This window comes from Maridesulfovibrio sp. (assembly GCF_963677005.1).
GTDB lineage: Bacteria > Desulfobacterota > Desulfovibrionia > Desulfovibrionales > Desulfovibrionaceae > Maridesulfovibrio.
In genome coordinates this window covers 1,901,104-1,914,467 of record NZ_OY781616.1, presented here as the reverse complement: position 1 = coordinate 1,914,467, position 13,364 = coordinate 1,901,104, and the positions used below count along the sequence as shown (strand labels likewise).

Annotated in this window: 7 protein-coding genes; all 7 read right to left on the bottom strand. The window is 51.2% G+C overall.

Features of this window, described 5'->3' with window-relative positions; translation table 11 throughout:
* Positions 1–427 precede the first annotated feature (427 nt).
* From ACKU4E_RS08660 to ACKU4E_RS08630, 7 genes are read right to left on the bottom strand one after another with little or no spacing between them, the layout of a single operon-like run.
* Entirely contained in the window at positions 428–1,441 is a 1,014-nt protein-coding gene (locus ACKU4E_RS08660) for a hypothetical protein (protein ID WP_320170672.1), read from the bottom strand.
* Positions 1,438–3,351 (bottom strand): TolC family protein, encoded by a 1,914-nt coding sequence (locus tag ACKU4E_RS08655; RefSeq protein ID WP_320170671.1) that lies wholly within the window; start codon positions 3,349–3,351, stop codon positions 1,438–1,440. Before ACKU4E_RS08655 ends, ACKU4E_RS08660 begins: the two co-directional genes overlap by 4 nt.
* Positions 3,348–5,108: a TolC family protein gene (locus ACKU4E_RS08650; protein ID WP_320170670.1), complete on the bottom strand. Its 1,761-nt coding sequence runs from the start codon at positions 5,106–5,108 to the stop codon at positions 3,348–3,350. The genes ACKU4E_RS08655 and ACKU4E_RS08650 overlap by 4 nt, the downstream gene beginning before the upstream one ends.
* Positions 5,105–6,985: a TolC family protein gene (locus ACKU4E_RS08645; RefSeq protein ID WP_320170669.1), complete on the bottom strand. Its 1,881-nt coding sequence runs from the start codon at positions 6,983–6,985 to the stop codon at positions 5,105–5,107. Before ACKU4E_RS08645 ends, ACKU4E_RS08650 begins: the two co-directional genes overlap by 4 nt.
* Positions 6,986–6,989: 4 nt before the next feature.
* On the bottom strand, positions 6,990–8,363 hold the full coding sequence (locus ACKU4E_RS08640) for an FHA domain-containing protein (RefSeq protein WP_320170668.1): 1,374 nt from the start codon (positions 8,361–8,363) through the stop codon (positions 6,990–6,992).
* Positions 8,360–11,692, bottom strand: coding sequence for a peptidase domain-containing ABC transporter (locus tag ACKU4E_RS08635; RefSeq protein WP_320170667.1), 3,333 nt, complete (start codon positions 11,690–11,692; stop codon positions 8,360–8,362). Before ACKU4E_RS08635 ends, ACKU4E_RS08640 begins: the two co-directional genes overlap by 4 nt.
* Entirely contained in the window at positions 11,685–13,055 is a 1,371-nt protein-coding gene (locus ACKU4E_RS08630; RefSeq protein WP_320170666.1) for an HlyD family efflux transporter periplasmic adaptor subunit, read from the bottom strand. The genes ACKU4E_RS08635 and ACKU4E_RS08630 overlap by 8 nt, the downstream gene beginning before the upstream one ends.
* Positions 13,056–13,364: the final 309 nt, after the last annotated feature.

The following is a 13,364-nucleotide window of genomic DNA, read 5'->3' as shown; positions in this document are numbered from 1 at the left end:
GCAAATTATTGAGCACCTGCCTTTCAAGGTTCAGTTTTTCTGGAGGCGAATGTATATTCGAATGGTGTTACTAGTCAATAAAAAATATTACCATAGCATCATGTATTTGTGTTTTTTATGCACAAAATTGTCATCAGTCTGCGTTGATTGAAGCAAATGGTCGTGCAGCATGGGAGGAACAAGGGGAGGAAGTATTGTAAAATCTCAAGGAGTGCCAACTTTGGATTTTCCGTTTATTAGGGAGTATCATTCTGGTGTTGATTGCAGGCAGTAAAATCGAGAGGATATGTTAACAGCATAATTAGATTTTTTAAATAAAAGGAGTTCAGTCGATGTGATTGGCTTGTTCTCTGTCTCTTATATTTAATAAAATTTACGATATTTAGTTAATTTCAGGTGTGGGTTGACCAGAGGGGGGTGGGCCGGATTATTTTCCGTATTTACAGTTTTCAAAATCGAATAGAATTCTGAGCATACGCCGAAGGAAGATGGCCGGTCTCTTGGCGGAACTGTCTTCGTTCTTCTGTGCTGCCGGAGTGCCGACCAGTCCAGCTACCAGGTTGTTCGTCAGGGTATCAGCATAGATTTCCGGTAACCAGTCGTAGATCGGGTCGGTATCAATGTCGTATATCCATAAGTGTTTGCCCTGCGGAACAAAGAGAACCTGAAACCATGGCGCGCCGAGGGTTTCTGCCAGTCTGGACAATTCTTTTTCAAACGGGGAACTGTCGAATGTGCTCAGCTGTTCAAGCCGTTCCGGAACTGCGGCGGAAGGCGGGGCGGAGCGCAGGGTCAGCAGCGGATTGCCATTGAATATCCATGACCGGACAACAGGGCCTTTGATTGCACTGGCTAAAATCGGAGGCGGCAAGTCAGGATGAATGATCGCTGTGCGTTGTTTTTCCAGGCATAGCTGCCATGCCGCTTTGCCGTTTTGTGGGCGCCAGATAACGATTTCATGCTTTTCGCAGAATTTTTCGGCTTCCTGCGGGACGTTGGTTACCAGCATCTCTGGCACGGAGAACCCGTCACGGCTCAGGTTCTGCAGGAGATGATGCTTTGCAAACATGGCCTGCAAGGCTTCAACCGGGGTGATCATTCTGACACCATGCCGTTCCAGCCGAGTGAACAGGCTGTGGAGAAAACTGTATTTCTGCTGCTGCGCAGGGTAATCGGCCTGCCAGACACTCCAGTCCCTCTCCCCGCCGTGATTCGGTACTACCGGAGATTGAAACGAGAATCCGTGTACGTAGGCATAGTTCAGCTCTGTTAATTCGATATCGTTCCAGCGGGCTCCTGTTTCATAGAGACAAACCCGTTCTTCCGGGGGCAGTCCCATATCGAAGAAAAAAGCATCAACACCTGTTTCTGCAAGTTTCTGTATTAAGCTTTCGACCTGAGGAATCCCTTTTGAGGCAAAGATACCGATGCTGAGTGTCATTGCGCGGACTCCTGAGTCTGGTTGTGACGTGAGAAATGTGGGAGGATGTTGTAATGCCTCATGACCGCCAGACGATGACGGTCCATTTTTCGGCTCAAGGCTCTGTCCGCACTTGTAGCCGCCAGGTCTCCGATGGCGGCAGAAAGTCCTGTTAAAGCTGTCCGGTGATCAATTCTGGCCAGAATCAGCGAAAGTTGGGCTTCGGACAAACGCTGCAGCGCGAGCAGCACTTCAAATTCACTTGCTTCGCCGTACTGCTGTCTGGCTTTCACCTTGTCAAAGGCCAGGGCCGCAAATCGTTCCGATTCCCTGGCGGCCTCAATTCTGGATATTGATGTGTTGACCCTTGTCGTTGTGTTTCTCACTTCTCTGATTACGCTGTTTTTGGTTATTCGCTGTGAGAGTGCGGCCTGTTTTGTCCCCAGTCGAGCCTGTTCGAACCGGGCATCAAGATAGCGGTTCAGTATGGGATACTGGTACTCAATGGACGTGAAAAGGGATTCATCATCAGGATTATTCATGTTGGTAAGTGATTTGAGCGGATTTTTATATCCGTATACCGAACCGTCCTGTGAGGAACTGTAGCTTCCGTAAAATTTTAAATCCGGACGAAGCTGGTTTGCTTTGCCTGTTTGGTTTATCTCGGCGATTTCAATTCCGATCGCGCCGGCTTTTAGTTCGGGGCGTTCAACCAGAGCCCTGGCAAGTGCTTCTTTCATGTCTGGGTATTCGGTGCTTTCGAGCTGTTCGAGATATTTATACGGAACATACAGTCTGCGGGATTGTTTCGCCGGTTTGTCTTCAAGAAGCGAGGCAAGTGTATACGAAGCATCAAGCAGGGCCGTGGCCGCACTTGTTTCCAGCACCTTGCTCAGGGTCAGGGCCGATTCGACCTGCAGGCGGTCATAGTTGGTGGCTTCCCTGTTTTTGAATCGCCTGTTTACGGATTCCAACTGGTATTCGAGGAGTTTTCTTCTCCGGATCATCACACCGAGATTTTCGAATCTCCGAACAACGTTCCAATAAGCAAGGTCGGCCTGATAGAGTATGTTATTTATGGCAGTACTGGTGGTGAACCGGCTTTGCTCACTGGATTTTATTTTCTGCTTTACCGAGAGAGCATCCGGTGAGTCCGGGCCGAAATCCATGGTGAAAGGAAGGGGGGTTGTCAGGTCGGCCACAAAGGTGGACGCCCAGGGTCTGTCATAGGAGTGTCCGTGCGAATCGTAGTAAACTTTTTCGTCATGCATGGTCAGGCCGAGGTCAAGCTCCGGCCCCCAGGGGAGTTTTTGTGATATGCCCAGATTGTAGTCGAAGGCAGTTGTCGGTCCGTTTTCCTGATCTTCGGACGCATATACGGTTTCTATGCTTCTGACTCCCTCCTCCTGCCGTTTCCAGCCGATCTGGTTTACCTGAGCTCCGGTGTTATTGGGGTCAGTCGGGATATCTGTTGTCGGCGGAGGGCTGAAATCTTTGGTCTGCAGGTAGATTTCCTTGGTGCGTTCATAGGTATCCGAACGGGAGTAACTGAATCTCAGGCTCAGAACCGGATCGAAAACCGCTTCGGCCTCCTGAATGGCCGCTTCCGCTATTGCCGAATTTTTGATGCTGATTTGAATGGAAAGGTTTTTTTTCAGCGCTCTGAGATAAACTTCGCGGGGAGAAATGAACAGGATTTCTTCATTGCTGATCCGGACGGGAATGTCGGATGAATTTCCTGCGGTCAATTCGTTTAGAACAGACTGTATCCGGTCCGTTTCCTTTTGGGTCGGGGAATTGCTCAACCTTTCAGCCAGAGTTTTTACCGGAGCCTGATCCCCTGATGGTCGCGCAGTGTTGTCTGCTCCTGCCTGAATCGAAAACAACAGGAGTATGGCAGTAAGGAGAGTTGTCACGGCGATCCTTCTCATGAGCCGTCTCCTATTCGGTGTGAAGCACGTATTCCATATCGTTTCTGATATGATCCCGAGGCTGCCATGAATCGGGCTGCCGCTTTGTAACAGTCTATGTAGGCTTCTATGTGGGAAATCTCGGCGGAAAGCAGGTTGGCACTTTTGCTGACTATCTCATATTCCACAACTTCCCTGTCGGCCTGCATGGAAATTGCTTTTTCATATGCCTCACGGGCCAGATCGATTCCTTTAGCGGTAATTTTTATCCTTTTTCTGGCTCCTTTCAGAAGAGCCAGGGCGTCATATGCTTCCCGGCGCAGGCTGTTCTGCAGCTGTTTAGCCGTAGCCCGTTCCTGCTCCGCATCAAGGATGGCCTGCTCATGGCTGCTTATGGCGTCACGGTTGAAGAGCGGATACGTGTACTCCAGACTGTATACCTGACGTATTAAATCCGGTTCCGAAAAGACATCTTTAAGAGAACTGCCCGGATTTGAATAGCCGTAGTAGGATTCCTGCTGGGTCAGGGTCAGAGTCTGACCTGCCCGTATGTCTGGACGGGTCTGGAGTTCATAATGATTTTCCGAAAGTTCAGCCAGCGCCACCGAGGCAAGCTGGCGTTCATAGTGCGGGTTTCCGGAAACATTGTCGGGCTCGTTTTCCCCGGGAACACCAGTGAGCGGCATATCCGAAAGAGCGTAGTATCCGGCGGGAAAGAACACTGCTTTGTCTCCGGAATCCGTAAGTTCGGCCAGTTGATTGGATGCGGTCCTGTATGAAGCCGCTCCCTGTTCTATGCCGTCTATTGAAGCGGAATAGGCAGATTGGACCAGAGCGAGGTCGTACTCCGTACAAAGCCTCTCATCGTAAAGACGTCTGGTCTTTTCCAGAAGTTTTTTCAGATTCAACCTGTGCCTGTCCCGGGCCAGAAGTTTCTGCATTGCCGCGACAATATCCCAGTAGGCCAGTTCGCCTGCAAGCAGTGCGTCGTTTACCGTGGCCCTGATGGAATAATCGGCGGCCTCTTGGAGAATTGTCGCCTGTTTAACTTCTGTGTCCCTGGTGGAGTACGGACCGAAATTTTTTGTATAGGGCAGAGGCAGGGACAGGCTCTGTCTGAATTCCGAGCTCCATGGATAGTCGTAAACACCCCAGTTCCCATCATCGTTCTGCCAGTAATTATCTTTGCGCCGTACCCCGAGACGTATACTCATGGTCGGCCCCCAGACTATGTTCGATTTTATTCCGAACGCATAATTCTGGGTTTCTTCATACTTCCACGGCAGAGCTTCCGAAGCCTTGACGGTTCGCAGGTATTCTCCGGCGACCCGCTCCTGGTCGAAACGAAGATACAAGATGGGCGAGTCTTCTTCATAAAGGACGTAGATGGGGTTGTCATCGGGCAGATAGGGATTGGCGACGGTGTTTTTGAGATACTTGTAATCCTTGACCTCGCGGGAGTAGGTCTGGTCCTTTGAGTAGGACGCTAAAGCCAGAAGTGTCGGGTCGAACAGAGATTCCGCTTCGCGTAATGCCTGAGCTGCCGACAGCCTGTCCATCTCTGAGCTTTTAATGGAAAGGTTGTTTTCCAGAACTATGCGGGTGGTTTCAAGGGGTGTGACCTTTCGTATCTGCTGCGAATCCGGTGCAGTTTTAGCCAGCAGGTTCCTAAGCTTGTCCCAGTCAGCCTGTTCCCTGCCCGCGTATGGGAATTCCTCTGCATGCGCCGATACCGCCAGGAAGATCATGATGAAGGAAATGATTAAACTTCGGGTCATGGTTGTTCCTCCTCTTCAGCTTCCAATATTCTGTTCAGGTTTTCCAGAGCCCTGCTTGTAATCCATTCCGGCGGCAGTATTTTTCCTGTAGCCCATTGGAAGTCAATTCCGGCTTTCTGGTTGTTCACGGTGGAAGATATCAGTTGCAGTTCCGTGGAGGTATATTCAGTGAATTTCCGCAGAAGTTCAAACTCGGATATTCCGTCTCCATCGTCTCTCATTTCCATTGCTTTCGCGTAGGTCAGTTGCCGCAGGTGCAGGCTTTGTCTGGCATAGCCTATATTTCTGGCAGTTGCTTTGATGTCGGTGGCGGCTTTGCTTATTTCCCGGATGATTTCGTCTTTTTGGGAGTCATACCGGAGCTGGCTTTTCGCTTTTTCCTGCCGGGCCTGAGTATACGCTGATTTTGCAGCTCTGTCGCCGACCGGAAAATTGTAAACGAATCCCACATAGACCGATGAGGAATCGGGGTTGATTAAATTCAGTACGGAGTCTGTCCAGGAACTGTATCCCCAATAAGTCGGATCCTGACTCAGGGAGGTGGAAAGAAATACCGAGATGTCAGGCAAAAGATTCTTCCGGTAGTATGTCTGCATGACCTTATCGGATTTCAGATTTATTTTTGCCATCTTCAGGTCGGGACGGGAATTGAATGCCCGGTTCATTTCTTCTTCCATGTCCGCCCCCATGTCGCTGATTGCGGTCGACCCCTTACCGAAACCCAGCGGAAAGACCACTGCCGAAGGGTCCATGTCCAGCAGTTCAATCATTTGGTTGGAAAGCAGCTTGTAGTTGCTCCAGGCTTCTTCCTCCGCGTTCAGCCAGCGTTGTAATTCTGTTCCGACCTGTGCCATGGCATAGGAGGTCCTCTCGCCGCTGGCCATGAGACGCTTTGTGTGCCGGGCAAGTTTTTCGAGATTCTTGCGGGCCTTGATCGTTACTACCAGACGGCTCAAACTTCCGGCCAGATCCCACCATGTTCTGAGGGCCAGAGCGAGTTGGTCCGACGCTTCGGTTTCAAGAGCGCATTGTTTGCCGATGGCATCAAGGTCGCTGACCCGTCTTAGAACCGCATTGTGATTTCCATCCTCTCCGAAGTCCTTGCAGAAGGGTAAGGGACTGCTCAGGCTGAGGTAGATGGACGATGTCCAGGGATTGTCTCCGTATGGGTATCCCTCTACTCCTTCATCGTAGGCGTAGAGAGTTGAGTATTTGCCGAGTGACGGATATTTATTGGAGCTCCAGCGGGATTGGAGTCCGGCCTGAATGGACTGTCCCCATGGAAATGTCCTGCTGAGGTTCAGACTTGCTGTTCCTACGTCGGGCGAGTGGTCACCGTGCTTGTCGTAGCTCGCGTACTCCTCTTCAATCGTAAATGCGTAATGCTCATCACATTGCACCGGGTTTATCAGAACCCCGTTTATGTAAACGCATACCGGGTTGTCGTCTTCCGTCGGATCTTCTTCATCCGACTCTCCGGTGAGTCTTCTTTCTCTGCCGATGTCCTCGGAACGCGCGTAATAGTCCTGATGCCGGTAGTTGAGCGCCAGATTAATTATTGTATCGAAAACCGCGTCCCGCTTGGTTCTCTCCAGATTCGCCTTGCGTCTTTCCATCCCTGTTATTTTGACTCCCAGGTTTTGTGAAAGAACCAATTGTTGAAGTCTTTCCAGGGAGATAGCTTCCATTCTGGTTGCTGATTTCAGCTGTGCCCGAGAACGGAGAAGGGTCTCGGCAGCGATTTTTTCATATTCGCTGAAGGTTGATTCCAGATGTGCCGGGAACGGGTCTGCCGCAAGTGCAGCCGGAATTGCGGCAAGGGCGGAAAACAATAGTGCAAGACATAAGAGAAGCGCCGTATTCAATCCCGCAAGCATGACCCTATCCGTTTTCAGGCTTTTTGCTGAAAGCCATGTGATACCACCTGTTGACAAGGAGAACGCAATTTTCGTCCGTATCGTTGGCCATGCCTCTGGTCAGACGGAAACGGACTTTCAGCTGCATGTTGTTTTCCTTGAGCAGCTTTGCAAAACGAATCTTGAGTTTTTTGGCTGAGGCAATTTTTCCGCGCAGTGAGTCCGGTAGCGGAGTATTCGCGTAAGCTGAAGGATCGGGAAATTTTTTTTGAAAAATTTTGTATCTGGCAATTGTTTCCAGCAGATCCGCCAGACTCATGAACCGCTGGAGTGCCCGCTTAGTCTCTGGGGAAAGTTCCTTTGCTGCGAAATTCTGTGCTGATTCGTGAACAATGTCTATCAGCCTGAGCGCGGCTTCGGGGTTGTTTTCGTTTATAAGCCTGCGTGTTTCGCGTTCGAGTTTGAGGAAGTGAACCTCCACCAGTAACGGTTTGAGCCGGGCAAGGTCCGGGCGGAGTTTGATATCATTGCTCAGATTTTCTGAAATCCGCTTAAGTTCAGTCAGTTGCTCGCTGTTTTGTGCGAGGTTGAAACGGCGAGTCCAGAACTCATACTGCTCTACGAAGTCATCGATTTCCTGCTCATGCGTCTGGATAAAATTATTATCTTCAGCCGCCTTATGTGCTTCGATTCCCCACCATGCAAGCAGGCCGGCAACTATGATTGCTGCGATGACAGCAAACGGCATCCTGCTTCGTTTTCGTTCAGGGGGATCAGCCTGCTCCACCGTTTCCGCTTTGATTTGACGGTGGCGGGGCGGAAGAGGAGCCGGTTCGTCAGGCTTCTCGTGATCCGGATTTATGGCGTCAAGCATGGCTTCGCTGGCTCTTGAGTCTCCATAAAGCATTGTCTTGTCGGCTATGCTTTCCTCGCCGTCAGCCTGCTCATTGTGCGGTATGGCCTCGGTGGCGCTGCTCTTGATCACCTTCGGTTTAGGTTTTGTCTCTGCAGATTTCCGCGTGTCCTTTGAGGGAGAGGTCCGGGGATCGGTTTGACTGGAGGCGGCGGAGATCTGATCGGCAGGTTCCGGTTCGTCTGTGACCTCGAATCTGAACATCAAGGAACCGAAAGCAACCGTGTCGCCGTTTCCAAGTCTGGCTTCAGTCGTGCGTTCTCCGTTAATCCATACACCGTTGGTGCTTCCCGTGTCCTTTATGATCAGCCCTTCGTCAGTGGAGGTAATGAGGGCATGATTTCTTGAAATACTGCTGTGGCTTATTACCGATGTGTTCTGCGGCCCCCTGCCGATGGACGTTTCGGTTTTGTCCAGATTGATCACAAGGTTTTTCTGGGCTTCGGGCAGCCGGGAATCATCAAGACAGGTCAGGCGGGCGGTCATGCTGCACCCTCTTCGTTTTCTCCTGCGGCTTCATCAAGGGGGGGCAGGTTGAACTGTTTGCGGGCCAACGCATAATACTTGCCTTCGAGTCCGTTTTCCCGGATATATTCCGGGTCTATCAACTGCTGATGTTTCCCCTGTTCCGCGACCATGCCGTCAATAATATAACAGATGCGGTCGGCGTCCACGATGGTCGAAAGGCGATGGGCGATGGTTATGGATGTACGTCCTTTCAGAATCTCACGCATGTTGGACTGGATGATCTTTTCAGAGTCATTGTCCAGAGCACTGGTGGCCTCGTCGAAGATCAGTATCTTGGGCTGACGGTACAGCGCGCGGGCAATGCAGACGCGTTGTCTCTGGCCTCCGGAAATGCCCATGCCCTTTTCGCCGATGGCGGTCTGATATCCTTGGGGCCAGCGGAGTATTTCCGCCTCTATGCCAGCCTGGCGTGCTGCGCGTTTGACTGCCGCCAGGTCCGGTTCAGGATCGCCCAGGGCTATGTTTTCGGCCACGGTCCCGGCAATGAGGAAGCTGTCCTGCAGCACCACGCCGATATGGTTGCGCAGGGATGAAAAATCCAGATTGGCGAGATCCTTGCCGTCAATCAGGCATTGCCCGTTCTTGGGCAGATTGAAGCCCAGAATCATTTTGGCGATTGTGGATTTCCCGCAACCGGAAGGCCCGACCAGTGCTATGTGTTCACCCGGATCTATTTCAAGGGAAAATTTCCTCATGACCAGATTTTCCTTGTCTCCGGCCATGTAGCTGAAATCCACATCCCTGAATTCTATTTTGCCGGAGCATTGTGTCAGAACCGCGGGCATGGCATCCGGGGAGGTTATGGTGGGGCGCTCCGGTTCGATGTCCAGAATTTCGCTGACCCTTTCAACCGATATGCGGACATCCTGCATCTGGTTCCACAGCTGAACCATCTGCTGAACCGGTCCCATGACCAGTCCAACCAGCATGTTGAATCCCATGAGTTCACCGATGGATAACTGCCCCGCAATGACCTGATTGGCCCCGTACCAGAGGATTGTAATGCTTGAAGCCAGACGCAGCAGGCTGTGCAGACTGCTGGAAGTAAGCACCAGATTGGCCTGTTTGAATGTGTTGTTGACGTTTTCTACAAAGGAGTTTTCCCAGCGAACGCGAGCCATGTATTCATTGGCTGTTGCCTTGATTGTCTCGATGCCGTTGAGTGCTTCTATGAGATATGCCTGGGACTGGGCGTTGGTATGGAAAATCTTTTGGGCAAGGGCCTTGATGCGCGGTGTGAAGTACAGGATGAGAAGAACATATCCCGGAATGAACGCCAGGACGATCATGGTCAGCGGCAGGGAGTATGCGAACATCATCAGGAAATATATTCCAAGCATCAGCGTGTTGAGGATAACGGTGATGGTCGATCCTGTGAGAATGGCTCTGATTTTGGCGTTTTCTCCGAATCTGGCCATTATTTCACCTTTGTTTCTGGTCAGAAAAAAGGACATGGGCAGGGAGAGTATGTGGCGGTAGAATTCGCTCATCAGCCGCATGTCTATACGGGCTGTTGTGTGCGCCAGAAGCAGACGCTGCACAACCGTGGTCAGAGTTGTGAATACGGTAACCAGAGCCATGCCTCCGAGCATCATGTTCAGCAGGCTGACATCCTTGTGTACAACGACCGTGTCGACGATGGTCTGCACGAACAGGGGAGAGGCCAGTCCCAGAAGGTTGATTGTCAGGGCGGCCAGAAATGCTTCGAAAAAAAATTTCTTATAGGGCAGCAGATAGCGGACAAAATGGAGCACCGGCAGCTTCGGCGGTTCCATGTGGGTGAATTTTTCCGTAGGGGTCAGGGCAATGAACAGACCTCGGTCTTCATCCGTCTGCGTTCCGGGTACGCTGGCGGAAGTCCAGCCGGTGATAAATTCGTCCATAGGGAGGATCTTGCGGCCTTCCAGCGGATCGGCCAGGTGAACTTTGGCCGAGGTCAGGCCTGATGCCTTCAGGGGAACATTCGGCCTGTCTTCGGGGGAAACCTTGATGGAGGTCAGCGGGGACAGCAATGCGGACTTAATGGCGGCAACAGAGTCTGCAAGGTTCAGTCTGCCGGAAGTCACCTTGTGTACCACTGCGTAGTGTCCGCCTTCCCAGCCGATAATGCCCGGCAATCGGACCCGCTCCAGCTCCCTGCGGTTGAGCGCGTAGGCTTTGGCACTGTATCCGAGGTTTTCCGCTCCGGTAATAATGGGCAGGGGGGATGTGTCGGCGGTAGATACGTTGGCAAGTTCCTTGATCTGTCCGAGCTTGAAATTTTTTCCGTAATATCTGGTGATCATGGTCAGACAGGCCGCTCCGCACTCTGACTGATCTCCCTGGCGCATCAGGGGGAATTCTTCATCGTTTTCCCGGTCCTGTTCTTCAAGCTGTTTGTACTCGTCCTCGGTGATTCCCCTGGCCAGCCTGATGCGCATGTCGGTGTTGACAGCCCGGCTTCTGGCATCAAGCTCGGACTCGGCGATCTGCCGCAGATCCCTGGCTCTGGTGATCAGTTGCTCGTGCAGGGACGGGTTGAGAGCCATAAGTTTCAGTACTTCCGGCTGCCTGATAACAATTACGGTTACATCCGTTACCGCCCTTGCCGTATAGAAATGGCAGTCGTTGTTGCCGGCTTCACTCAGCGCTGCAGTTTCACCCAGCAGTTCGAAACGGGCACAGCGGTCAAGAGTAATTTCTTCGCCGTCTTCCTGCCGGATTATGTCTACGGTACCCTGCTCGATGGAATAAAGGCGTGGGTCATTATCGTTTTGTGAAAATACGGCTGAACCCTTGGGAATTTTTTTTACCCCCAGATTGTTCAGTATCAGGGCGAACCTGGCCGGTGGACAGGTTGAGGAGCCTATCAGCGACTTCAGACGGTGGCTCAGTTCAATCTGGCCGATGTTTTTTCTGAACAGAGCGGCGGCCTCAGCGTGCTCTGCGGCGAATTTTTTGGCAGATTCAGCAGGAAGCACGATAGCCTTGACCTGATCCTGCCCGGCCACAAGCTCATATTCCCAGACTGTTTCATGCAGCAGGCATGTTTCGCCGAAGGTGGAGCCGGGGCCGAAGTCGCCGAGAGCCGTGCGGCGGCCTTCAACGGTCTGCTTCAGCCGGACCTGACCGGAGTAAATGTGCAATACGCCGGCCGTGTACTCATTCTGCCTAACCAGACGTTCACCGGGCATGTATTCTTTTAAGACGAACATCCGGGCCAGTTCCGCCTTGTCCTTTGCGGAAAGGGTCGCGAACATTACGTGGGATTCCAGAATGTCTCGTATAGCGTCGTGTTTATCAGCCATCCTGGTCCTCATCATTCGTGAAAAATTTGGAAAGCGGAGTGAACAGGATTTCTATCCAGCGTTTTTCACCGGTCTTGATTTCCGCAATTCCCTCCAGGCCGATTGCCAGAGGGTGACGTACTTTGCTGCCATCTTTCTGTGCCCACTCCCTGTCCAGGGCGATAAGTATTTCATATGTCGAGGTCCCGCCTTCGGTCTTGTCGGGTTGTTTGTCAATTTCATAGATAACTCCTTCGAGTATCCCGTATTCCTGAAACGGATAGGCCCAGAACTTCAGTTTGGCCTTTTGTCCGATGCGGATGGCCCCGATATCCTTGTTCTGGACCATGGCGTGTCCTTCCAGAACTGCGGTGTCCCTGACCAGCGTTATCAGCGGCTGCCCCGGTGAAATTATTTCTCCCTTGTTGACATTTACATCTGTGACCAGACCGTCGACCATGCTTTTGTAAACGGTAATGTTGTCTTCGTAGCTCACTCCCCCAACCAGTTGCTGGCTGGCTTTTTTCTTGTGCTTGAGCGAGGCTATGTAATCGTCAAGAAGTATTAGCTCACGTTCCTGCCGTTCCTGCAGCTGCTGAATGTTTTCCCTGATTTTTTCCAGACTGTGCGCATCGTTGAGAGTCTTCAGTTCCACCCTGGCGGTGCGCAGCGAAACAGCGAGCTGCGCAACTGATCCCTGGGCATCGGATACCGCCTTTTGCCTGCGGTCCTTGGTCTGCTCCGCCTCTTCGTATTGGGTTATGGTGATGTCGCGGTCTTCATATCGTTTTCTGGCGCGTTCCCACCTGTTTCTGGCGGTGGTAAATTCTTTCTGGCGCAGATCCAGTTCCTTGCGCGCAGTCCGCAAACGTTCGTTCAACTGGTCTATCCGGCCCTGAATAGTAATTGCCTTAGTGCTTCGCCCATGACTGGCATCGGTAAGTTCAAGTCTGAACTGGGCCAGTTTGTATTCGTATTCGTCAGCAACTCTTTCGCGCTCTCTTGCTGCTTCAGCTATACGGGATTCGAAAGTTTCCATTTCGGTATTCATTATTGCGCGGGTCTTTTCCTGAACTTCGATCAGCACTTCGTTAAAGTTCACGTGCGAGTTGGGACTTACTGCCACACGGGCGACCTGTCCTCCAGTTATGGCTTCGATTATAGTTACTTTTTTGCCGAGAGTAAGCGGGGCCGTGACGATAGTGTCCTTCTTTGCCCAGAAGGAATAGGCGATGGAAACTATGATGATGAGGCTGATGGCGTATATCGGTCCGCGGAGGACAAAACCGGGAACGGTGTACAGGAGTCGTGCCGCTTTAATGGGGTGCCTGATTCCTGTTTGGGGCCCGCGGGAACGAGCTGGCTTTGTTTTCTGGGTTTCCATGGGGAGCATGGTTTCCTGACTGATGTTCGTGGTACGATTTATTATTTTTTTATATCAATACATTAATCGTATCAAATAGGCAATGTATAGGTAGAAAAAGTGGGCTGAAAACGCAGAACAGCCTAAGAAATATTGTCATTGTTACGGTTGGTGAACTTTGTTCTTTAACATATTGTTTTCCGGTGTGTTTTTCTGTTGTGGTAACTTTTATTTCAAAAGACAAAATGTCTGTACATAAAGTGACTAAGTGTGTTACGAGGATGTAGTGTATAAGGTGTAAAATTATAATGCTGTAATGGGAGATTTTGT

Excerpts from the sequence above, each read along its gene's own strand:
- ACKU4E_RS08660 (WP_320170672.1), bottom strand. The coding sequence starts at position 1,441 with ATGACACTCAGCATCGGTATCTTTGCCTCAAAAGGGATTCCTCAGGTC.
- ACKU4E_RS08640 (WP_320170668.1), bottom strand. The coding sequence starts at position 8,363 with ATGACCGCCCGCCTGACCTGTCTTGATGATTCCCGGCTGCCCGAAGCC.
- ACKU4E_RS08650 (WP_320170670.1), bottom strand. The coding sequence starts at position 5,108 with ATGACCCGAAGTTTAATCATTTCCTTCATCATGATCTTCCTGGCGGTA.
- ACKU4E_RS08655 (WP_320170671.1), bottom strand. The coding sequence starts at position 3,351 with ATGAGAAGGATCGCCGTGACAACTCTCCTTACTGCCATACTCCTGTTG.
- ACKU4E_RS08645 (WP_320170669.1), bottom strand. The coding sequence starts at position 6,985 with ATGCTTGCGGGATTGAATACGGCGCTTCTCTTATGTCTTGCACTATTG.
- ACKU4E_RS08630 (WP_320170666.1), bottom strand. The coding sequence starts at position 13,055 with ATGGAAACCCAGAAAACAAAGCCAGCTCGTTCCCGCGGGCCCCAAACA.
- ACKU4E_RS08635 (WP_320170667.1), bottom strand. The coding sequence starts at position 11,692 with ATGGCTGATAAACACGACGCTATACGAGACATTCTGGAATCCCACGTA.